This is a genomic window from Delftia sp. WSY_22, from assembly GCF_043104185.1.
Lineage (GTDB): Bacteria > Pseudomonadota > Gammaproteobacteria > Burkholderiales > Burkholderiaceae_C > Comamonas > Comamonas tsuruhatensis.
In genome coordinates this window covers 374915-396267 of the sequence record NZ_JBICKN010000059.1, presented here as the reverse complement: position 1 = coordinate 396267, position 21353 = coordinate 374915, and the positions used below count along the sequence as shown (strand labels likewise).

Annotated in this window: 18 protein-coding genes and 3 tRNA genes; 14 read left to right on the top strand and 7 right to left on the bottom strand. The window is 65.5% G+C overall.

The features are described 5' to 3' along the window. Positions 1–14: 14 nt before the first annotated feature. From uvrC to ACF8NF_RS27445, 13 genes are all read left to right on the top strand, one after another. Positions 15–1967, top strand: a complete 1953-nt coding sequence (gene uvrC, locus ACF8NF_RS27505; RefSeq protein ID WP_046237912.1) for an excinuclease ABC subunit UvrC — start codon at positions 15–17, stop codon at positions 1965–1967. Positions 1968–2044: 77 nt separating this feature from the next. Beyond that, positions 2045–2614: a CDP-diacylglycerol--glycerol-3-phosphate 3-phosphatidyltransferase gene (gene pgsA / locus ACF8NF_RS27500; protein WP_026062576.1), complete on the top strand. Its 570-nt coding sequence runs from the start codon at positions 2045–2047 to the stop codon at positions 2612–2614. 452 nt (positions 2615–3066) lie between these two features. Then, positions 3067–3339 (top strand): HU family DNA-binding protein, encoded by a 273-nt coding sequence (locus ACF8NF_RS27495; protein WP_012204727.1) that lies wholly within the window; start codon positions 3067–3069, stop codon positions 3337–3339. 14 nt (positions 3340–3353) lie between these two features. Continuing rightward, a tRNA-Val gene (locus tag ACF8NF_RS27490) sits at positions 3354–3429 on the top strand. 57 nt (positions 3430–3486) lie between these two features. Beyond that, positions 3487–5382, top strand: coding sequence for a SurA N-terminal domain-containing protein (locus ACF8NF_RS27485; protein ID WP_016445403.1), 1896 nt, complete (start codon positions 3487–3489; stop codon positions 5380–5382). Between the two features lie 74 nt (positions 5383–5456). After that, a tRNA-His gene (locus tag ACF8NF_RS27480) sits at positions 5457–5532 on the top strand. Between the two features lie 274 nt (positions 5533–5806). Continuing rightward, positions 5807–5882: transfer RNA gene (locus ACF8NF_RS27475), tRNA-His, on the top strand. Between the two features lie 455 nt (positions 5883–6337). Continuing rightward, positions 6338–6850, top strand: a complete 513-nt coding sequence (locus ACF8NF_RS27470; protein ID WP_016445404.1) for a GspH/FimT family pseudopilin — start codon at positions 6338–6340, stop codon at positions 6848–6850. Positions 6851–6873: 23 nt separating this feature from the next. Continuing rightward, the gene (gene pilV / locus ACF8NF_RS27465; RefSeq protein WP_392451649.1) at positions 6874–7395 is read left to right on the top strand and encodes a type IV pilus modification protein PilV; all 522 of its coding nucleotides are present in this window, start codon (positions 6874–6876) and stop codon (positions 7393–7395) included. A 28-nt stretch (positions 7396–7423) separates the two neighbouring features. Continuing rightward, positions 7424–8218: a prepilin-type N-terminal cleavage/methylation domain-containing protein gene (locus ACF8NF_RS27460; RefSeq protein ID WP_392451648.1), complete on the top strand. Its 795-nt coding sequence runs from the start codon at positions 7424–7426 to the stop codon at positions 8216–8218. Next, entirely contained in the window at positions 8215–8808 is a 594-nt protein-coding gene (locus ACF8NF_RS27455; RefSeq protein WP_047327167.1) for a PilX N-terminal domain-containing pilus assembly protein, read from the top strand. Before ACF8NF_RS27460 ends, ACF8NF_RS27455 begins: the two co-directional genes overlap by 4 nt. A gap of 115 nt (positions 8809–8923) precedes the next feature. Further along, a complete protein-coding gene (locus ACF8NF_RS27450; protein WP_392451647.1) occupies positions 8924–13333 on the top strand; it encodes a pilus assembly protein in 4410 nt (1469 codons plus the stop codon). Positions 13334–13413: 80 nt separating this feature from the next. After that, on the top strand, positions 13414–13827 hold the full coding sequence (locus ACF8NF_RS27445; RefSeq protein ID WP_174538912.1) for a type IV pilin protein: 414 nt from the start codon (positions 13414–13416) through the stop codon (positions 13825–13827). Between the two features lie 105 nt (positions 13828–13932). Here ACF8NF_RS27445 and ACF8NF_RS27440 read toward each other — a convergent pair whose 3' ends face one another. From ACF8NF_RS27440 to ACF8NF_RS27430, 3 genes are all read right to left on the bottom strand, one after another. Next, a complete protein-coding gene (locus ACF8NF_RS27440; protein ID WP_016445410.1) occupies positions 13933–14622 on the bottom strand; it encodes a hydrolase in 690 nt (229 codons plus the stop codon). 10 nt (positions 14623–14632) lie between these two features. Continuing rightward, a complete protein-coding gene (ycaC, locus tag ACF8NF_RS27435; RefSeq protein ID WP_016445411.1) occupies positions 14633–15259 on the bottom strand; it encodes an isochorismate family cysteine hydrolase YcaC in 627 nt (208 codons plus the stop codon). A gap of 139 nt (positions 15260–15398) precedes the next feature. Beyond that, positions 15399–16262: a pirin family protein gene (locus ACF8NF_RS27430; protein ID WP_017404961.1), complete on the bottom strand. Its 864-nt coding sequence runs from the start codon at positions 16260–16262 to the stop codon at positions 15399–15401. A 131-nt stretch (positions 16263–16393) separates the two neighbouring features. On the opposite strand from ACF8NF_RS27430, the gene ACF8NF_RS27425 reads away from it, so the two are divergent. Next, a complete protein-coding gene (locus ACF8NF_RS27425) occupies positions 16394–17296 on the top strand; it encodes a LysR family transcriptional regulator (protein WP_016445413.1) in 903 nt (300 codons plus the stop codon). A gap of 85 nt (positions 17297–17381) precedes the next feature. Here ACF8NF_RS27425 and ACF8NF_RS27420 read toward each other — a convergent pair whose 3' ends face one another. The 4 genes from ACF8NF_RS27420 to ACF8NF_RS27405 are packed head-to-tail and all read right to left on the bottom strand — an operon-like array spanning position 17382 to position 21265. Then, entirely contained in the window at positions 17382–17882 is a 501-nt protein-coding gene (locus tag ACF8NF_RS27420; RefSeq protein ID WP_392451645.1) for a copper chaperone PCu(A)C, read from the bottom strand. Then, on the bottom strand, positions 17879–19117 hold the full coding sequence (locus ACF8NF_RS27415) for a hypothetical protein (protein WP_392451644.1): 1239 nt from the start codon (positions 19115–19117) through the stop codon (positions 17879–17881). Before ACF8NF_RS27415 ends, ACF8NF_RS27420 begins: the two co-directional genes overlap by 4 nt. Before the next feature lies 1 nt (position 19118). Next, positions 19119–20318: an MbnH family di-heme enzyme gene (locus ACF8NF_RS27410; protein ID WP_392451643.1), complete on the bottom strand. Its 1200-nt coding sequence runs from the start codon at positions 20316–20318 to the stop codon at positions 19119–19121. Next, positions 20318–21265, bottom strand: a complete 948-nt coding sequence (locus ACF8NF_RS27405; protein ID WP_312839945.1) for an MbnP family copper-binding protein — start codon at positions 21263–21265, stop codon at positions 20318–20320. Before ACF8NF_RS27405 ends, ACF8NF_RS27410 begins: the two co-directional genes overlap by 1 nt. Between the last annotated feature and the right edge of the window lie 88 nt (positions 21266–21353).

The window sequence follows — 21353 nt, the reverse complement described above, 5'->3', positions numbered from 1 at the left end:
GCCACAATAGGCGCATGTCCGAACCCCATTCCGATGAACTGCTGGCCCAGGTGGCAGCGCTGCCGGGCCTGCCCGGCGTCTACCGCTATTTCGACGCGGCAGGCACGCTGCTGTACGTGGGCAAGGCCATCAACCTCAAGCGCCGCGTCTCCAGCTACTTCACCAAGAACCATGGCGGCACGCGCATAGGCCACATGGTGAGCAAGATCGCCCGCATGGAGACCACGGTGGTGCGCTCCGAGGCCGAGGCCCTGCTGCTCGAAAACAATCTGATCAAGACGCAGCAACCCAAGTACAACATCCTGTTCAGGGACGACAAGAGCTATCCCTATCTGAAGATCACCGGCGTCGCCGCGCGCGACGGCCGGGATGGCGAGCCGGCCCACCAGCTCTTTGCCCGCATGGCCTACTACCGCGGCGCCGTGGACAAGCGCCACCGCTACTTCGGCCCCTATCCCAATGCCTGGGCCGTCAAGGAAAGCATCCAGCTGCTGCAAAAGGTCTTCAGGCTGCGCACCTGCGAGGACACGGTCTTCGCCAACCGCTCGCGGCCCTGCCTGCTCTACCAGATCAAGCGCTGCTCCGGCCCCTGCGTGGACCTGATCTCGCCCGAAGCCTATGCGCTGGATGTGCGCAATGCCGAGGCCATGCTGCGCGGCGAGACCCAGGAACTGCTGCGCCAGCTGGAGGCCCGCATGATGGAGCACGCCGGGCGCATGGAATACGAGCAGGCCGCCGAGGTGCGCAACCAAATGACGGCACTGTCGCGCGTGCTGCACCAGCAGGTCATAGAAACCGCCGACGACCGCGACGTGGACATCCTCGCCGTGAAGGTGCAGGGCGGCCGCGCCTGCGTGAACCTGGCCATGGTGCGCGGCGGCCGCCACCTGGGCGACCGGCCGTACTTTCCCGCCAACCTGGGCGATGCCGCCTCGGTCTACGCCGGCGAGGAAGAGGCCAGTCTTGCCGAGTCCGCGCGGCCGGTCGAGGAGATCGTGCTGGAGGCCTTCATCGCCCAGCACTACACCGGCGTGGCCGTGCCGCCCGTGCTCATCGTCAGCCACCCGGTGGACAAGAAACTGCTGGCGCTGCTGAGCGAGCAAGGCGGCGTGCGCATCACCGCCGTGCAGCAGCCGCGCGAGCAGCGGCGCATCTGGCTGGAGATGGCGCAAAAAAACGCCGACATCCAGATGGCCCGCCTGCTGGCCGAAGAAGGCTCGCAGCAGGCGCGCACGCGCGCGCTGGTCGAGGCGCTGGACCTGGCCTGCGAGAACCTGGACGAGCTCACCATCGAATGCTTCGACATCTCGCACACGGCAGGCGAGGCCACGCAGGCCTCCTGCGTGGTCTTCCATCACCACAAGATGCAAAGCAGCGAATACCGGCGCTTCAACATCGAAGGCATCACGGGCGGCGACGACTATGCCGCCATGCGCCAGGTGCTGACGCGCCGCTACAGCCGCGTGGCCGAGGCGCAAAGAGAGGCGGGCGGTGCCGAGCTCACCGGCAAGCAGCCGCAACTGCCGGACCTGGTACTGGTCGACGGTGGCAAGGGCCAGGTCAGCATGGCGCGCGAAGTCTTCGAGCAGCTGGGGCTCGATGTCTCGCGCATCGTGGGCGTGGAAAAGGGCGAGGGGCGCAAGGTCGGCCTGGAAGAACTGGTCTTTGCCGACGGGCGCGAGAAGATCTACCTGGGCTACGACTCGGCCGCGCTGATGCTGGTGGCCCAGATCCGCGACGAGGCCCACCGCTTCGCCATCACCGGCATGCGCGCGGCGCGCGCCAAGGTGCGCGTGGGCGGCGGCAAGCTCGAGGAGATTCCGGGCGTGGGCCCCAAGAAGCGCGCGCGCCTGCTGCAGCGCTTCGGCGGCGTGCGCGGCGTGTCGGAAGCCACGGTGGAAGACCTGTGCAGCGTGGACGGCATCTCGGCCGCGCTGGCTGAAGATATCTACCGTGCATTGCATTGAAACGACTGTCCCGCGGGCTGCACCGCAGGCCCGCAAACAGAACCTCAAACACCAAGGTACGTGACACAATGGCGGCCATGTTTCTCACAATCCCCACCTTGATGACCTGTACGCGGATCGTCGCGATTCCGCTGATCGTCGGGGTGTTCTATGCGCCTTTCGACGTGGCGACCCGCAACCTGGTCGCCACGGTCATGTTCATCGTCTTCGCGGCCACCGACTGGCTGGACGGCTACCTGGCGCGCAAGCTCAACCAGACATCGGCCTTCGGCGCCTTCCTCGATCCGGTGGCCGACAAGTTCCTGGTCTGCGCCTCGCTGCTGGTGCTGGTGCATCTGCAGCGCACCGATGTGTTCGTGGCCCTGATCATCATCGGCCGCGAGATCGCCATCTCGGCCCTGCGCGAATGGATGGCCCACCTGGGCGCGGGCAAGAGCGTGGCCGTGCACATGCTGGGCAAGCTCAAGACCACGGCGCAGATGGTGGCCATCCCCTTCCTGCTGTACGACGGCCGTGTGTTCGGCATGATCGACACCGGCGTCTGGGGCCAGGTGCTGATCTGGGTGGCCGCCGTGCTCACCGTCTGGTCCATGGTGTACTACCTGCAAAAAGCCCTGCCCGAGATCCGCGCGCGGGTCACGCACTGAGGGCGTTGCGGATCGCTCCCCCAGCCCATGCGCCTGACATGCGGGGCGGTCTGGGGTGCTCTTCTTTTGGAAGCATATGAGTGAGGCAGGGCAGCTGCTGCAGCCTTGCCGGCGCGCAGCACCAAGGCGCATTGCAGCACTGGCAAGGCCTGCGGCGGGCAAGTCCATTGTCAACCCTTGTCAATTCGTGAAGCCGCTAGCACCCGCTGCGCGCAAAAAACCGGCCGCAAAGCCAAAGCTGGCGCCAAAACCGCATAGAATCGTGCCCTGTCGTTGCGATGCACAGCGTGCATTGACACCTGGAAGGTCGATGGCTTTAATTCACCGATGCCTGCCCCGAGGCAAGCGTCGAACGGCAAGCCAGATTCCGTATCCGTCGCGCCGGGTTTCTGGTCGCGCCAAGTTGGTGGCCGCAGAGACATTCCATTCACTTATTTCTCCAGAGGCATCTTGTGAATAAAACCGAACTGATTGAGCACATCGCTAACAACGCCGACATCTCCAAGGCTGCGGCTGCTCGCGCACTGGATTCCACGATTGAGGCTGTGAAGAAAACCCTCAAAAAGGGTGGTACAGTGTCGCTCGTTGGTTTTGGTACATTCGCCGTTGGCAAGCGCGCCGCCCGCACGGGCCGCAACCCCCGCACCGGCGAGACCATCAAGATCAAGGCCGCCAAGGTTCCCAAGTTCCGTCCGGGCAAGGCATTGAAGGATGCCCTGAACTGACACCAGTCAAGGTGGGGTGCTTAGCTCAGTTGGTAGAGCGGCGCCCTTACAAGGCGTAGGTCGGCGGTTCGACCCCGTCAGCACCCACCAAGAACAAAAGGCGAACGAAAGTTCGCCTTTTCTATTTCTGCCACTGAAAGACAGACCATGTTCGAATCCATCCGCAAGCATTCCAAGTTCGTGATGATCTTGTTGTTCTTGCTGATCATTCCCTCGTTCATCTTCGTGGGGGTCAACCAGAACTACTTCACCGAATCCAGCGTGATCGTCGCGCGTGTGGATGGACATGAGATCAAACAGGCCGACTGGGAGAACGCGCACCGCATGGAAAGCGACCGCCTGCGCGCCGAGAACCCCAACGTCGACCCCAAGCTGCTGGATTCGCCGCAGGCGCGCTACGCCACGCTGGAGAAGATGGTGCGTGACCAGGTGCTGGCCGCTGCCGTGCAGAAGATGCACCTGGCCGCATCGGATGCACAGCTGGTGCGCACGCTGCAGGAGATTCCCGCGATTGCCGCGCTCAAGAAGCCGGATGGCTCCATGGATGCCGAAGCCTACCGCGCCCTGGTCGGATCGCAGGGCCTGACGCCTGAGGGCTTCGAGGCCAATCTGCGCCGCGAACTGTCCATGAACCAGGTGATGGGTGGCGTCACGGGCACGGCCTTTGCGACCGACGCCCAGGTCAAGCAGGCCATCGATGCGCTGTACCAGCGCCGCGAAGTGCAGGTGGCACGCTTCGAAGCCAGCGCCTACGCCAGCAAGGTCCAGCCCACCGAGGCCGACCTCAAGGCCTACTACGACGCCCACACCAGCCAGTTCCAGCAACTGGAGCAGGCCAAGGTGGAATACCTGCTGCTGGATGTGCCCAGCATCGAGGCCGGCATCACGCTGAGCGAAGACGATGTGCGTTCCTACTACAACCAGAACGCCGAGCGCCTGGCCGGTCCCGAGGAGCGCCGCGCCAGCCACATCCTGATCAACGCATCCAAGGATGCCCCCGCGGCAGAGCAGGAGAAGGCCAAGGCCAAGGCCGAGGAACTGCTGGCCGAGCTGCGCAAGGACCCCAAGCGCTTCGCCGAGCTGGCCAAGGCCAACTCGCAGGACGGCGGCTCCGCTGCATCGGGTGGCGACCTGGGCTACTTCGGTCGTGGCGCCATGGTCAAGCCGTTCGAGGACGCAGCCTTCGGCATGAAGGTCGGCGACATCAGCGACGTGGTGCACAGCGACTTCGGCTACCACATCATCTCGCTGGTGGACATCAAGAAGCCCAAGGCGCCGAGCTTCGAGCAGATGCGTCCCAAGCTGGAGGCTGAACTCAAGCAGCAGCAGGCGCAGCGCAAGTTCGCCGAACTGGCGGAAGGCTTCTCCAACGCGGTCTACGAGCAGTCGGACAGTCTGCAGCCCGTGGCCGAGAAGTTCAAGCTCACCGTGCAAAAGGCAGACCATGTGACGCGCCAGCCCGGCCCCAACGTCAAGGGCCCCCTGGCCAATCCCCGTTTCCTGGAGGCGCTGTTCTCCAGCGATTCGCTCAACAACAAGCGCAACACCGATGCGGTGGAGCTGGGTTCCAACCAGTTGGTGGCCGGCCGCGTGGTGGAGTACACGCCTGCCCGCACGCTGCCCATGGCCGAGGTCGGCGACAAGCTGCGCACCCTGTATGTGGCGCAAAAATCCGCCGAACTGGCCAAGGCCGATGGCGAAGCCAAGCTCGCCGCATGGAAGGCCAAGCCTGACGCGGCGCAATTGCCCGCAGCCAAGGTGATCAGCCGTGACCAGCCCGAAGGCCAGTCGCGCGAAGTGGTGGACGCTGCCCTGCGTGCGCCCACGGCCCAGCTGCCTGCGTGGACGGGTGTTGACCTGGGCGCGCAAGGCTATGCCGTGGTCAAGATCAACCGCATCGTCGAGCGTCCGGCCGATGATGCGCAGGCGGCTGCCGCGCAGAAGCAGGACTTCCTGCGAAGCTCGGCCGTGGCGGAAGCTATGGCATACTACGAGCTTCTCAAGAAACAGCTCAAGGTGCAGATCAAGGTCCCGCGCCCCTGATGAGGGAAATTTCTAGAAAAACAGAAATTTCAGAAATCAAGCGGTTTTTTGGAATAGAATAGCGTTCTTCTACGGTGGCTGTAGCTCAGTTGGTAGAGTCCAGGATTGTGATTCCTGTTGTCGTGGGTTCGAGCCCCATCAGCCACCCCAAATAAAAAAATCCCCAGAGCAGAAATGCTCTGGGGATTTTTGCTTTGGGCGGCAGGGGGACTGGTTGCCCCCGAAAGCGTCCAGGGACGCCGGGCAAGGCTCCTGCCGGCTGCGGCTGCGGCTGCGGCTGCGGCTGCATGGAGGATGGCGCCATCCTGCCCTTTGCCCGCTTCCCCCGATGCGCCGTTGTTCCTGCTGCACCCGATCCGTCACGCAACGCCTGTTCCAAAGCATTTGTCTGCTGGTTTTTGGCATATAATCGAATGCTTCAACGGTGGCTGTAGCTCAGTTGGTAGAGTCCAGGATTGTGATTCCTGTTGTCGTGGGTTCGAGCCCCATCAGCCACCCCAAACAAGAAAATCCCCAGTGCAGAAATGCACTGGGGATTTTTGCTTTGGGCGCAAACTTTATCTTCCTCGGGCTGGAAGCAGACGGGATATTCGCATCGCCAATTGCGCTGCGGCTGGATTGCGGCCGCTCATGCTGCGGTGGATTTTCAGGCGCTTGGTGCGAGGCCTGCCTGCCTGACTTCGGGACCTGTCGTATCGCCACCGTGGCCATGCCATGCCCGTTGCGCGGGCCGTCCCGCCGAGCTTGCGTGCGCGGACGGCGGGCCGGGCTTGCTGGATGGGGTGTTGCGCTTTGCGCAGGTTTTTATAAGACAAGTCCTATATTTGTCCCATAACCTGTTTCAATAGGTGTTCCAAATTGCCTTTGCATTACGATTGCAAACATCAATCAAGAGCAATGGCGCAGGGCTTGCAGGCCTGTCGCATGGTTCCCCGGCAACGAGAAGCACGCTTGCATGAAAAACCCCGGTTACACGCGCAACGGCTGTCCAGGCGGCACATGGCAATGGCCCCGTGGCTTCACCCTCATCGAGATGATGGTGGTGGTGGCGCTGGTCGCGATTCTGGCCGCTCTGGCCGCTCCTTCCTTCATCGCTCAAATAGCCAACCAGCGCGTCAGCTCGGCTGCGCTCGAGTTGCAGTCGTTGCTGCAGCTGGCTCGCTCCGAAGCGGTCTACAAACGGGTGGAAAGCAGCTTCGTGGGCGCGGGGCAGACATGGTCCGCCAAGTCGGGCGGGCAACTGGTGCGCGAGGCCCGGGTGCCTGATGCCGTGACCGTCTCGCCCTCCGGTGATTCTTCCCAGGGTGTCCTGTTCGAAACCACGGGGACCGCCAGGCAGTTCTCCGGCGCCAGCACGCTGTACACGCTGACCGTCACGGCTCGCCATGCCACGCGCATGCAATGCCTGAGAGTGACCCGCGCCGGGCTTGTGCGCCAGCAGCGGCTGCCTGCCGGCGGCAGTTGCTGATGCGCGTGCAACGGGTCTGCAACATGTCCATTCCTTTTCCTTCTCGCAGGCAACGCGGCGCAGGCCTTATCGAGGTACTCGTCGCCGTGCTGCTGGTGGCCGTGGGGCTCCTGGGCGCCGTGCGCATCCATGTGCGTGCCATTGAATACACCGTGGATACCGAGCGGCGCCAGTTGGCATCCATGCTGGCTTCCGAGCTGCTGGAGACCCTGCGGGGGGACACGGCCACGGTCCTGGACGCGAAGGGCGTGCCCGTGGCGGAACTGGGCGGCTACCAGAAGCTGGAGGGTGCCGCGATGCCCGCGGCACCCGTGGCCTGCCAGCCTTTGCCCCAGCCGCGGGCGCAGCGCCTGGCCTGCTGGGGCGAGCGGGCCCGCAAGCTGGTGCCCGATCTCACCGAGGACCGCATCGACAGCTCCTTCGCCGTGAGCGCCGATGCCGACGGCCTGGTGTCCGTGACGGTGGCCTGGCCGGTCAAGAAAGGCCAATGTCTGGATGGAAGCGACAATGAATTTTGCACATTCACGCTGCGGTCGCGGCTTTGAGCGCGGGCCGGGCGCACGGGCGTGCCGCATGCGCATGCCGTCCCAGGCGGGCCTGTCCCTGGTGGAGATTCTGGTGGCGCTGGCCATCGGCCTGTTCCTCGTGCTGATTGCCACCACCATCTACATGCAGGGGCTGTCGAGCTTCGGTTTTCGCGTGGGGCAGAGCGAGAACCTCGGCAACAGCAGGCTGGCGCTGGCCGTGCTGGACTCCGAGTTCTCCAAGGCAGGCTACAGGAGAGACCCTTCGCAGGCGATGTTCGACGCATTTCCTGCCGATTCCTCGCCCCATCCCAACGGCTGCCAGTTCGCCCAGGGACAGGCGCTCTACGCGGCTGACGCGCAGACCATCTGCCTTCGCTTCCAGCCCCGGGACGCTGCGGAAACCGACTGTGCGGGCACGCCGGCGAACCTGGGGGCCGCCGGCCCCTATGACGCTCCGGCGCCGGCGACCGGCATGTTCGCGGAGAAATACACCGTCGAAAGTGGTGTGCTGGTCTGCCGGGCCGCGCAGGAGGTTGTGCCGCTCGCCGATGGCGTGCGGGCGGTGCATTTCGAGTTCGGCATCGATCGGCAGACAGCGCCCGGCGCGATACGCAGGGTCGATGCCTTCACGGCCACGTTGCCCGGGAAGCAGGAAGCCATCCGTTCCCTGCGCCTTGCCCTCTTGCTGGAAAGCTCCGGCAAGGTGACGCAGGGCATGACCTCCACCGTCTGCGAGCGTTGGGCGCAACTGGGCGGCGCCCGGGCCCGATGCGATGCGAATGCCGGCTCCCTGCTGCAACTGGCCACCGGCACGCTCACCCTGAGGAATCTGATGCCATGACCGCGCTGATCGGAGCCCGGAGCCGCCGCTGCATGTCCTGTGTCCTGCACGGGCGCCAGCGCGGCAATGCCTTGCTGGTGTCCATGATCATGCTGCTGCTGGTGTTGCTGCTGGCGGTGGTCGGCATGCGCGTGGCCACGCTGGAGGCACGCATCGCCGCCAACATGGTGGATAGCCAGCGGCTGTATGAAACCGCGGATGGCACGCTGCGAGAAGGCGAGCGCAAGCTGCTGGAGCATGCCGTCGCACTCAAGCCTTGCAATGGCGCCGGCACTCCGGTGGCCGAGGGCAGCGGCATTCCCTGCTCGGTATCCGATGTGCGTACGGACTCCATCGGGCTCGGTACGGATTTCCGGACGACCAAGGCCAAGGCGGCCGGGTTTCAGAAGCCCGATGGGTACTGGTATCCCCGATACATCACGACCGCCTGTCCCAAGTCGGGTAGTGCGACGTCCGCGCTGGATGCACCCGCCACCGGCTGCACGGACTTCTATGAGGTCAATGCCCAGGCCACGGAAAAGGAGCAGGCCCAGGCCTGCGGAGCGCATGCGCTGTGCCTGCGGTCCAGCGTCAACATGTTCATAAAGTAAGCAGGGGGAGGGAGCTTCAATGGCTCGCATTGCAAGTTGGAAGACCATGCATGGTCCGAGGGGGCGCCAGGGCCGGGCACGCGCGTGGCCAGCCCTGGCGCTGTGGACGTGCGCATTGGCACTGGCCAGTACGCCGGCGCATGCCCAGGGGCGCGCGGACACCGTGCTGTCCCAGATGCCGCTGTTCGTGAACCAGGCGTTGGCGCCCTTGAACATGCTGGTGATGGGGCGTGACCACAAGCTGTACTACGAGGCCTACAACGATGCCTCCGACCTCAACGGCGACGGTGTGATCGATGTCGGGTACAAGCCGGACCAGATCGACTACTACGGCTACTTCAACAACAACGTCTGCTACAGCTATTCCAAGGGTGTTTTCGTGCCCTCGCAGGCAGCGACCGGAAGCAACAGGAAAAAGTGCTCGAACCACTGGAGCGGCGACTTCCTGAACTATCTGGGCACATCGCGCATGGACGCCATACGCCGCGTGCTCTATGGCGGCATGCGTGCGGAGGACACGGCTTCGCGCACCGTTTTGCAGACCGCCTACATTCCCAGGGATGCGCACAGCTGGGGCAAGGCCTATGACCCTGCGCGGGATGCCAAGGTCTACAGCATTTCGGACTATGCGCCGCTGCGCCCGCCGGCGGTCGGCACGCGCCATCTGTTTGCCGTCACCACGCTGAAGGAGACCACTGACGCCGTCACCCAGTTGCGCGTGCTCAATGACTCCTCGTTCCAGATCTGGGACTGGGTGTCCCAGGAGGGCTTTGCAGGGCAGAGCAACTGTGCAGGCGGCAATTCGTGCGCGCGGGCCAGCAGCAGGATCACCGACTACAACCTGCTTGTGGAGGCCTGCTCCAGCAGCAATGTCCAGTTGCTCGAGGCCAGCTGCAAGGCCTATCCCAACGGCGGCAAGACCGTCTACAAGCCCACGGGGCTGCTGCACGACTTCGGGGAGAACGGGAAGATGTACTTCGGCCTGCTCACAGGCTCGTACGAGAAAAACATCGCCGGCGGCGTGCTGCGTCGCAATATCGGCAATTTCGCAGAGGAAGTCGACCCTCAGACGGGCCAGTTCAAGACGGGTGTCAATGGCGTGGTCGCCAACATAGACCGCCAGCGGCTGATCGGCTACACCGGCGGCAAATACGTGGAATGCGGCTGGATCACGTCCGGCCCCATCAGTTCGCTGGACAAGCCTTCGAAGTGCGCCATGTGGGGCAATCCCATCAGCGAGATGATGTTCGAGACCATGCGCTATTTCGGCGGCGCATCCCAGGCCCTCGGCATCTATGACTACGCCGGCGGCTCCTCCAAGGATGCGTCCCTGGGTCTGTCCAAGCCCGCCTGGGAAACGCCCTACAGGGCCAAGGCCGAAGGCGGGGGCGGCTACCAGTACTGCTCCCGTCCCGTCATGACGGTGCTCAGCGACATCAATCCCTCCTACGACGGCAAGCTGCCCGGCAGCCGCTACGCGAGCGTCGGCGCCAGCGCCCTCAATGGCTTCAATGTCTCAGACGAGGTGGCGGCCATCGGCTCGGCCGAGCGCATAGACGGGAAGAACTTCTTCATCGGCCAGTCAACGTCGGCCAATGCCGACCAGGCTCCTTCGGTCAAGACCATTGCAGACCTGTCATGGGCGCGCGGCCTGTCTCCTGAGGAGCCCAGCAAGGAAGGCACCTACTATGCCGCAGGCGTGGCCCGTTTCGGCGCCAGGAATGCCATCTTCGGCAACAGCCAGGGCAAGAATGCGCTGAGGACCTACTCCGTGGCCATTGCGTCACCGCTGCCGGAAATACGCTTTCCGATCGGCGGCAAGCGCTTTGTGACCATTGCGCCGTTTGCCAAGACCGTCTCCGGCAGTGCCGGTGGCAGCACCGTGAACAATGCGGTCTTCACGCCGACCAACCAGATCGTCGACTACTACGTGGTCAACATTGCCAACACGGGCAAGGCGGACATCGATGCCTCGGTCAATGGCGGGCGGCCCTATGCGGAGTTCCGCATCAACTACGAGGACGTGGAGCAGGGCGCCGACCATGACATGGACGCCATCGCGCGCTACACGATCGCGCTGCAGGCCGATGGCAAGGTGAAGATCGACATGGTGTCCGAGTACGCCGCTGGCGGCCTGGGGCAGCACATGGGCTATGTGATCTCGGGCACCACCAAGGACGGCATGTACCTGGAGGTGCGTGACAAGGACACCGCCTCGGCCTACTACGCCTACAACACGCCCCCCAATCGCGATCCGGGCTACTGCCGGGGCAGCATCTCGGCCCAACAGCGCACGGAATGCTCGAACCTGGGGCTCACGGCCACCCGCAGCTTCACTCCCGGCAATGCGACCGATGCGGGCAGCTTCCTGAAGGGACCGCTGTGGTATGCCGCCAAGTACGGCGTGCCGGACCGCGACCCCTCCAAGATCACGGGAGATCCGGACAACTATTTTCTGGTGACCAATGCCGGCACGCTCAAGGACCAATTGACCAAGGCGTTCAACGACATCCTGCAGAACATCGGTTCCGTGACGGCGGTCAGCGTGGACATGCCCACGGCGACACTGGGCGAAGGCGCCGACCTGTACCGGACCACGTTCGAGGTCCAGTACTGGAGCGGCGATGTCATCCGCGAGAAGCTCACCACCAGCGACAGAACGCTGGTGTGGAGCGCGGCGGAACTCCTGTCGGAGCGGTCCGCCGATGACCGCAAGATCTACTACCCCAGCAGGACCGGCAGTGCCGTGTCGCTGAGCCCTTTCACGTACTCCAGTCTCAGCGGGCAGCGCGCCGATGCGTCCTGGCTGGCCGTGCTCAACACGGACCCGGCCACGAACTCCGCCGATGGCCAGGCAAAAAAGCGCATCGAGTTCCTGCGTGGCGAGGTGCGCGATGACTTGCGCGTGCGCAAGCCCCTGGCCAGCGGAAAGCCCAATGTGCTGGGCGACATCGTCAATTCCTCGCTGGTGCGGGTCAAGGGCGGCCTGTACCGCGCCTCCGCCGCGGACAAGCTGGAGGGCAGCACCACCTATGCCGCCTTTGCCGCGAAACAGGCTGCCAAGGAGATGCTGTATGTGGGCGCCAACGACGGCATGCTGCACGCCTTCGACGCGGCATCTGGCAAGGAGGAGTTCGCCTTCATTCCATCGGGGGTGAAGAATTCGCTCAATGTCCTGACGTCCCGGTATGGCGCGGGCGGCGCTCCCCACCGCTACTTCGTGGACGGGACGCCCGTGGTCTCCGATGTCTACTTCGGCAACGCCTGGCACAGGGTGCTGGTCGGCAGCCTGGGCGCGGGCGGGCGGCAGGTCTTCGCGCTGGACGTCACGGACCCCACCTCCCCCCGGTTGCTGTGGGAGTTCGGCGTTGAACAGGACGAACGCATGGGTTACTCGATGCCAACGCCCGTCGTTGCGCGGCTCAACGACGCCGGCCGGTCCAAGGGCAGGTGGGTGGTATTCCTGTCCAATGGCTACCAGGCGTCGAACAGCGCCTCCGGCGAGTCCAGCCTGTTTGTGCTGGATGTCTCCAGTGGCGAGGTCATCCGGCGCTTTGATTTCGCAGCAGGCATGACGGCCGCAGAGCTGAGCGCGCTGCCTGCGCCGAAGAACGGCCTGTCGCGCGCCGCCGTGGTGGACAACAACGGCGATGGCAAGGTGGACGTGGCCTATGCCGGTGATCTTGCGGGCAATGTATGGCGCGTGGACCTGGCCAGCGGTGCCAGCGGCTCATGGAATGCGCAACTGTTCTTTGTGGCACGCGAGTCCGAACGCAGCGGCGGCAAGCGGCTGTCCATCACCACCGCCCCCTACGTGGTGCGGCACTCCAGCGGCAAGGGCGATGTGGTGGCCTTCGGCACGGGCCGCTTCATGACGGATGACGACAAGCTTGACATGCGCCGGCAATCGGTGTTCGGTATCTGGGATCGCTACGGCACACCCGCCACGACTGCGCCGCAGCCGCTGCCTACCGCCGGCAAGGGACGCGGGGATCTGCAGGCCCAGCAGTTCACCCAGGTGAGCGGCTTTCCGGGCAAGTTCGCCCTGTCGGCCAACCCGGTCACCTGGTACAAGGACGCCACCAGCACCGCCGACTCCAATGTGCACAGCTGGGGCTGGTACGTCGATCTGCCGCGCGACGGCGAAAGACTGGTCTACGACATGAGCCTGTACGGGCGGGGACTGGTGTTCACCTCCATCCGGCCGCCGCTGGGCGACCCCTGCTCCGCAGGCCTGGCCAGCACGATCTACGCCATCGATCCCGACACCGGGGGCAAGACCGACTATGTCGCCTTCGATGTGAACGGCGACGGCATCTTCAACGCCTCCGACAACCTGGCAGGCCAGCAGGTCAACGGCCGCGAGGTGGGGCCGGGCAGGCCCACCATCAGCGGCGCGAAGATCTTCGACTCCAGCGGAAAGCCAAGCGGGGCGGGAGACCCAGTCAAGACCGGGGGCGACGATATCAACAGCGGAGTGGACCGGGGGCGACAGAGCTGGCGCCGCCAGCCCGCGAACCCGTGACCGCCATGCCATCCACAACACACAGGGGCCTGCCGGCCCCGGCCGTCTGGCTGGCCCTGCGGGCCCCCGAGGAGAAATGCGTGCGCAGCAAGCTACATGGATTCACGCTGATCGAGCTGATGATCACGGTGGCGGTGGTCGCCATTCTTTCGGCGATCGCCTACCCCTCCTACCAGGAATACGTGCTGCGATCGCGGCGCGTGGAAGCGCAAAGCCTGCTGGGCGAGGCCGCCGCCCGGCAGGAGCGCTGGCGGGCGCAGAACGGCGGCTACACAAGCTCCGTCGCCAACCTCAGACTGCCCTGGGGGGACAAGTCCGAGAACGGCCACTACACCCTGACGATGGCCACGGCCGCCAATGACGGCGGCTACACGCTCAAGGCCACGCGCACCGGCCGCCAGGCATCGGACAGGCGCTGCGGCGACTACACCCTGAACGCCCTGGGCGTGAAAGGCATATCGCCCCTGGGAACGGTGGAGGACTGCTGGCGCTGAGCGCCACCGGGGCCGGGGTCTCAGTCCTGCGCCTCATCCACAAATTCCACCATGGCCGCCGACACCTTGGGCAAGCGGCCTCGTACCCCTGCCGTGCTACCGCAGTCAGGTGCGTTGCGAATCCAGCTGCTCACCGTTCCTGGCCACTTCCTGCGCCTTGGAGTAGCTTTCGATCAGCAACTGGTACGGCGGGAAGACTGCGCTGTAGGCCTGCGCCCACTGCAACGCGTCCTCGCGGTTCCAGGTCTTCTGCACCTCCGAGCACACCGCCGCCGTGTCCATCGGCACGACACCAGCCTGCACGATGCGCGCCAGCGTGATTTCCTGCGCCATTTTCGAGTAGGTCCCCGAGGCGTCGATCACCGCGAAGACCTGGTAGCCCTCGTGCACCGCGGCGATGCTGGGAAAGGCCATGCAGACGCTGGTGATCGTCCCCGCGATGATGAGCTGCCTGCGCCCGGTGGCCTTGACGGCAGCGACGAACTCCGGGTTGTCCCAGGCGTTGATCTCGCCCTTGCGCGCAACGTACCGGGCATGCGGGGCGTACTGGTGGATCTCGGGGATCAAGGGGCCGTTCGGACCCTGCGGCACCGATGCGGTGGTGATGACCGGGATCTTCGCCAGTGTCGCTACCTTGGCGAGTGTGGTGGCATTGGCACGTACCTCGGTGAAGGGCATGTCCTTGATGGTCTGGAACAGGCCGCTTTGATGGTCGATCAGCAGCATCGCCGCATTGTCGGGATCGATGACCGGGCGGGCGCCGTTGAAGTTGGCGATGGTTTGGGGTGTGCTCACGGTCTTCTCCTCAATTGCCCTGGGTGAACGTGGTGTGGCTCGTGATCAGGTTGCGGTAGTCGGGGATGTGGTTGGAAAACAGAGTTCCCAGCCCCTGCACGTCGTTGCGCCAGTCGCGGTGCAGTTCGCAGGCAGCGCCGAACCAGCTCATCAGTTGCACGCCGGCCTGCGACATGCGATTCCACGCCGCATCGCGGGTGATGGAGTTGAAGGTGCCGGAGGCGTCAGTGATCACGAAGACGTCGAAGCCTTCCTCGATGGCCGACAGTGCGGGGAAGGCCACGCACACCTCGGTCACCACGCCGGCGATGATGAGTTGCTTCTTGCCCGTGGCCTTCACGGCCTTGACGAAGTCCTCGTTGTCCCAGGCGTTGATGTTGCCGGGCCGGGCGATGTAGGGCGCCTGGGGAAACTGGCTCTTGAGCTCCGGCACCAGCGGGCCGTTGGGGCCGTTCTCGAAGCTGGTCGTCAGGATGGTGGGCAGCTTGAAATAGCTGGCGATGTCGGCCAGCGCCAGCACGTTGTTCTTGAACTTGTCCGGGTCGATGTCGCGTACAAGGGAGAGCAGGCCGGTCTGGTGGTCTACCAGCAGCACGGCGGCGTTGTCCTTGTCCAGGCGGACGTAGGGCTTGGTCATGGTGAATCTCCTTGGGGTTGCAAAGTGCCCGGGATGGGCGGTTCAGGCGCAGCCGTGCACGACCGGGGCAGCAGGCCCCGGCTGAACAAAGCCGCGTCGGGGGAAACATGCAGGACTCCCGGCGGGAGCCCTGCGGCGCTCAGTGCGCCATCTGGCCGAAGCGTCCGCTGTTGAAGTCGGTCATGGCCTGACGGATCTCGGCCTCGCTGTTCATCACGAACGGGCCATAGCCCACCACCGGCTCATCGATGGGCTCGCCGGACAGCCACAGCACGGTGGCGTCGCTGCTGCCCTCGATCTCCACGCCGCTGCCGGCGCGCTCCAGGTGCACCAGTTGTCCTTCCCGCGCGATGGCGCCGTTGACCAGCACCGAGCCGTGGAGCACCACCAGGGCCAGCGTGTGGCCGTCCTTCGCGTCGAACCGGCCCACGCCGCCATGGCGGATGCGGATGTCCCACACGTCCATCGCCGTGAAGGTCTGCGCCGGGCCGCGGTGGCCGCCGAACTCGCCGGCAATCACCCGCACACGGCCCGCGCCTTCCGCCAGGTCCGCCCAGGGAATCTGCGCATCCAGCAGCGTCTGGTAGCCCGGCGCGGTCATTTTGTCCTTGGCGGGCAAGTTGACCCAGAGCTGCACCATCTCGATGGTTCCGCCGCGTTCGGTGAAGGCGCGCGAGTGGAATTCCTCGTGCAGGATGCCGCCGCCAGCGGTCATCCACTGCACGTCACCGGGGCCGATCAGGCCGCCGGCGCCGGTGGAGTCGCGGTGCTCCAGCTCGCCCTGGTAGACGATGGTCACGGTCTCGAAACCCCGGTGCGGGTGCTGGCCGACGCCGCGCGGCCGGTCGGTCGGCCCAAAGGGCGTCGGCGCCGCGTGGTCAAGCAGCAGGAACGGGCTCAGGTGCTTGCCCAGCCCGTCGTAGCCGAACAGCGAGCGCACCGGAAAACCGTCGCCTACCCAGTGCATGCGGGGGGCGCTGTAGACACCGAGGATTTTCTTCATGCTGATCTCCTTGTGTCGCCGAGACAAAGGTCTTGGCTGACGGATAGAGAATAGGATTTGAACGATGAACGCGGTAGTCGTTAATATTTGCCATCAGAGTCCTATCTGAGGAACGATGAAGGCGGTGTGCAATGAAAGACCTGAACGACCTCTACTACTACGTGCAGGTGGTGGACCACGGCGGCTTTGCGCCCGCGGGCCGCGCGCTGGGGATGCCCAAATCCAAGCTGAGCCGGCGCATCGCGCAGCTTGAGGAGCGTCTCGGCACGCGCCTGATCCAGCGCTCCACGCGGCGATTTGCCGTCACCGAGACCGGCCAGACCTACTACGGCCACTGCAAGGCGATGCTGGTGGAGGCCGACGCCGCCGACGAGGCCATCGCGCTGACCCACGCCGAGCCGCGTGGCATCGTGCGCATGACCTGCCCGGTGGCGCTGCTCGATGCGCGCATCGCCGACATGCTGGCGGCCTTCATGGCCGCGTATCCGCGCGTGGAGATCCACCTCGAGGAAACCAACCGCCGCGTCGACGTGGTGGGCGAGGGAATCGACGTTGCCATCCGCGTGCGCCCGCCGCCGCTGGAGGACAGCGACCTGGTGATGCGCATGCTCGCCGAGCGCGGTCAATGCCTGGTGGCCTGCCCGCAGCTGCTGACAGGCGGCATCCCCCAGGTGCCCGCCGATCTGGCAGGCCTGCCGAGCATGGACCTGGGCCTGCCGCAGCACGAGCATGTGTGGCACCTGATCGGCCCGGACGGCACGCAGGCGGCCATCCGCCACCGGCCGCGCCTGGTCACGCGGGGCATGCTGGCGCTGCGCGCGGCGGCCTTGGCGGGGGTGGGCGTGGTGCAACTGCCCTCGATGATGGTGCGCGAGCAGATCGCGCGCGGTGAACTGGTCCACGTCATCCCGGGCTGGGCGCCACGGCGCGAGATCATCCATGCGGTGTTCGCCTCTCGGCGCGGGCTGCTGCCGGCCGTGCGGGCGCTGCTGGATTTCCTGGCAGAGCGGTTTGAGGCGCTGGACGAAGACTGAGCTGCCGGCAAGCCCCATGGTGGCGGTTGCAGCAGCTCATGGCTGCATCTCGCCTTGTGGGGCGCGGCTCCTGCCGCATGTCCGTTCAATGCGGGTGTTGGTGTCCGGATGGCATGCGCTTGGGTTGCTGCACCCAGACCTTGACCTTGTACTCGCCAGCCTTTTCGAACTGCAGCGTCAGATCGAAGCGATCACCCTCGCGCAGGGGCTGCGTGAGTCCGATCAGCATGAGGTGGTGTGGCTGGCCATGGCGCAACTGCACCTCCTGGCCTGCGGGCAGTTCGATGAAGGGCACTTCGCGCATGCGCATGATGTCGCCCTCCATCTTCATCTCATGCAGCTCCACGCGTGCGGCCGCTGGCGTGCTGGCCCCGATGAGCCGGTCGGCGTTCTTTCCCTTGTTCCTGATCCCCCGCAAATACGCCGCCCCGTTGCCGGAGCCGGCGATGGAGGGCGTGGCGTAGGGGTGGTCTATGACCAGGTCTCCCGCCCGGAAGTCATGGGCCCGTGCCGTCAGCGGCAGTGTCAGGGCACAGCCCGTGCCCAGCAGCATTCCAAGCGCCTGGCGGCGAAGCATTGTGGTCATTTCCAGTTCCTTTCCAACAGGGCATCGGGGGTCCAGATCAGCCGCAGGCCTGCCACCGTATGGCCTTTGCCGGCGATGTGCTCGCGCCCGGCTTCAAGCGCGATCAGAACGCTTTTGACGGGGCGCCAGCCGGCCATGGCCGTGAAGCGGCGTGATGGGTTGTTGGGCAGCAGGTTGGCGTCCGTGGCCACCAGCAGGGCGCCCGGCCCGCTGACGCGATTGGTGCTTCTGAGCCATTCCTGGCGGGCGCCGAATTCCCAGCGTGCGCGCGGCTGCCAGAGCACTTCCAGCCAGCCGCCCAGGGTGCGGCCCTGGTAGCGGGTGTCGCCGTTCTGGGAATAGAGGTTTCCGCTTTCGCGCCGCCAGATGCCTGCTGCGGTGAGCTGGACGCCGGGCAACGGCGTGGTCCAGGTGGCGCTGGCCCCGGCCAGGTCCACGGTGCCGTCGAAGCAGGTGATGTCGCGCAGGCTGGCATTGCACTGTGGCGCCGTGTGGATGTGGCCGCTGTTGGAGCGCTGTACATAGGCGCCGCGCCCCTTGGGCTGCATCCGGCTGTAGAAGGCGTCAGCCTGCACCGATGTCCAGGCGGCGCTGGCATGCACGACGGGCGCCCAGGCGGCGTTGTCGCTGCCGGGAAAGCGCCGGGCGCGCCAAAGCCCCAGGTCAATGCCCTGCAGCCAGGACATGGCGCCTTGCAGGTGGGGACGCCAGGCGGCGTTGACGCCATCCTCGATCCAGTCGCCGTTGAAGGCCGCCCGCTTGGCCAGCGGCATCTGGCCGTAGCGGTCGAAGTGCCCGGCACGCGTGAGCACCTGTCCCATGGGCACGCGGTTGCGGCCTGCGCCCAGGGTCAGCTCGGCGTCTGAGCCGCTGCGCGCCTCCATCCAGGCGGCCTCCACGTGGGCTGGGTCGCTGTCGTGCCAGCCCATCACGATGTTGGCCCCCAGTTGGGGAGATACGCGCAGGCCGGCGCCCAGGGTGCCATGCTCCAGCCGCCAGCCGCGCTGGTCGTCAGGCGTGTCGCCCAGGCCCAGCGTGCCGGCCAGCCTGGGTGCCGGCAAGGTGGAATCGCCATGGAGATAGGCGGCCACCGCCGCCATGTCGATGCGCAGGCCGTTGGTCTGCGGTATGCCGTCATCCAGGGTGTGCGCGGCGGCGCTGCCTGCCGCCAAGGCGATGACGACGGCGATGGCCGCTGCCAGCGGTGTGCGTTGCGCGAGGAAGGTGCGTTGCATGCTATTGGCCTGCCTGCTGTGCAAAGGGATCGGCGAGCCTGGGGTTGGTGAGCAGCTCATGGTCCGTGAGGGTTTTGAGAAAGGCCAGCAGGTCGGCGCGGTCGTCGGCCGTCAGGGCGATCTGGTTGATGAAGTCGTTCTTGTTGGGGTTAGCGCGCCCGTCGCCGGCATGCGGGCCGGAGGTGATGTTGCGGCCACCGGCTGCATAGAACTGCAGCACTTCCTCCAGCGTCGCGATGCTGCCGTCATGCATGTAGGGGCCGGTGACCTCCACATTGCGCAGGCTGGGCGCGCGGAACTTGCCCATGTCCTTGAAGAGCTGGGTCAGTTCGTAGACGCCCCGGTTGGGCTCGGGGAAGGCGCCGGTGCCGCCGATGTTGTAGAGACCCGTGTTGTGGAACGGGGTCTCGACGATGCGGCTGCCCGCGTGCACGATCTGGTCGTTGAAGTTGAAGCTGCTGTGGCAGTGGAAGCATTCGGCCTTTTCGCCGAAGAACAGGTTCATGCCGCGCTGCTCGGCCGGGTTCAGTGCCGTGCTGCCCTTGAGGTACTGGTCATATTTGCTGTTGCCCGAAAGAATGGTGCGCTGGAATGCCGAGATGGCGTGGATCACATTGCCCCAGGTGATGGGCGCTGCCTGGCCCGGGTAGGCCCTGGCGAAGCGCGGGCCGTAGCCGGTGTCGGCAGCCAGCCGCGCGAGGATTTCCTCCTTGTTGTTGTCGTTGACGCCCATCTCCACCGGGTCCGTGCCGAACAGCGGCGTCTCCATCTGCTTTTCAAGCGTGACCAGCGAGGGGTTGGCCCAGGTCAGCGTGGCGTTGTAGACCACGTTGGCCAGGCTCTGGGCGTTGCGCGGATGTGCGTGCCCTGTGGAGCCCAGTGATGTCGTCAGGCCATCGGTGAAGGCCTTGGACTGTATGTGGCAGCTCGCGCAGGCCTGCGTGCCGTTGCCCGACAGGCGCCTGTCATAGAACAGAAAGCGGCCGAGCTCGGCCTTCTCTGCCGTCATGGGATTGGTGTCGGGCACCTTGGGGGTGGGGAAAAAGGAGGGCAGCGCCCAGGACCAGCCCGTGCTGCTGCCGGAGTCATCGTGGACGGCGGTGTCGCCGCCCCCGCAGCCCGCCAGGGCGATGGCCCCGGCAAGGCCGCACAGGGCGGCGGTCCATGCCGCCACCCGCCGAAGCGAATGGGGCTTGTGCATTACTTGGCCTCGGTACGGAACACGGTCTGGCCGCTGCCTTCATTGATGGAGCGGCCCGTGGTCAGATCGATCTTGAGCGCGCTGAAGATGGGCACGCATTCCGGATCGGTGGCCCCGGACATGCAGCCGGCGGCGCCGCCCAGGTCTTCCTTGACGTTCGAGCCCTGCAGCAGCTGCGCAATGTCCAGCACCACCTTCTGGGTGCCGGCATTGAAATCGCCGAACCCGAAATCCATGCGGTCCGGACGCGCGCAGCTGACCGTCTCGCCGGTCACGGGGTTGCCAGTGCAGCCGGTGGAGCCCAGGTGGACGTAGAAGGTCTTGCCGGGGGCGGCCGGCGCGGGGCGGGCCACGCCGCCCACGGGGTTCACCTCGATCTGGGCGAACTTGCGGCCGGCCTGCCAGGACCAGGCCAGGGCCTGCACATCGAGCGGCTTGGGCGCGACGGCATAGTCGGTGTGGTTGACCGAGGAGGGCACGCCCACGGTCATCCTGATGCCCTTGTACGTGCCTGCGGGCACCGTGCCCCGGACCTGCGTGTTCTGCGCCTGCGTGCCTGCGTCGGCGCATGCGCCGGTGCCGTCCTCCAGGTCGATCAGCGTCACTTCCTTGGTCTGCCAGTCGTTGACGTCCAGGGTGACGGCCACGGCCTCGCCCTTGTCATTGATCAGCGAGACGCCGCTGACGTAAAAGCGCAGGTCATGCAGGTCCACCGTGGCCTGGCTGGTTCCCACGCCGGCGATGGGCGTGCCGCATTTGGCGGGCAGGTTGCCGGCCTTGGCGGCGAACTCGATGGCCACGGCCTGGGGGCCCGTGGGCGTGGTGGGCGTGGTGGGCTGGCCGTTGTCACCGCCTCCGCCGCCACCGCAGGCGGCCAGCAGCAGCGGCAGCGCGGTGGCGATCAGGGCGAGGGGAAAGCGGGAGTTGTCAAAGTAAGTGGTACGCATGGGTAAACGGTTTCTTGGTGCCTGCGCTGGGGCCATGGCGGCGCGCAGGCGTGGGTAACCCTGCAGGCTGCGACACGGGTCGCGGCTT

What these genes read in the sequence shown, in the direction of transcription:
- ACF8NF_RS27485 (WP_016445403.1), top strand. Translation starts at nt 3,487, where the DNA reads ATGTTCGAATCCATCCGCAAGCATTCCAAGTTCGTGATGATCTTGTTG.
- ycaC (WP_016445411.1), bottom strand. Translation starts at nt 15,259, where the DNA reads ATGACCAAGCCCTACGTCCGCCTGGACAAGGACAACGCCGCCGTGCTG.
- ACF8NF_RS27405 (WP_312839945.1), bottom strand. Translation starts at nt 21,265, where the DNA reads ATGCGTACCACTTACTTTGACAACTCCCGCTTTCCCCTCGCCCTGATC.
- ACF8NF_RS27460 (WP_392451648.1), top strand. Translation starts at nt 7,424, where the DNA reads ATGCGCATGCCGTCCCAGGCGGGCCTGTCCCTGGTGGAGATTCTGGTG.
- pgsA (WP_026062576.1), top strand. Translation starts at nt 2,045, where the DNA reads ATGTTTCTCACAATCCCCACCTTGATGACCTGTACGCGGATCGTCGCG.
- ACF8NF_RS27410 (WP_392451643.1), bottom strand. Translation starts at nt 20,318, where the DNA reads ATGCACAAGCCCCATTCGCTTCGGCGGGTGGCGGCATGGACCGCCGCC.
- ACF8NF_RS27470 (WP_016445404.1), top strand. Translation starts at nt 6,338, where the DNA reads ATGAAAAACCCCGGTTACACGCGCAACGGCTGTCCAGGCGGCACATGG.
- ACF8NF_RS27430 (WP_017404961.1), bottom strand. Translation starts at nt 16,262, where the DNA reads ATGAAGAAAATCCTCGGTGTCTACAGCGCCCCCCGCATGCACTGGGTA.
- ACF8NF_RS27415 (WP_392451644.1), bottom strand. Translation starts at nt 19,117, where the DNA reads ATGCAACGCACCTTCCTCGCGCAACGCACACCGCTGGCAGCGGCCATC.
- ACF8NF_RS27455 (WP_047327167.1), top strand. Translation starts at nt 8,215, where the DNA reads ATGACCGCGCTGATCGGAGCCCGGAGCCGCCGCTGCATGTCCTGTGTC.
- uvrC (WP_046237912.1), top strand. Translation starts at nt 15, where the DNA reads ATGTCCGAACCCCATTCCGATGAACTGCTGGCCCAGGTGGCAGCGCTG.
- ACF8NF_RS27420 (WP_392451645.1), bottom strand. Translation starts at nt 17,882, where the DNA reads ATGACCACAATGCTTCGCCGCCAGGCGCTTGGAATGCTGCTGGGCACG.
- pilV (WP_392451649.1), top strand. Translation starts at nt 6,874, where the DNA reads ATGTCCATTCCTTTTCCTTCTCGCAGGCAACGCGGCGCAGGCCTTATC.
- ACF8NF_RS27425 (WP_016445413.1), top strand. Translation starts at nt 16,394, where the DNA reads ATGAAAGACCTGAACGACCTCTACTACTACGTGCAGGTGGTGGACCAC.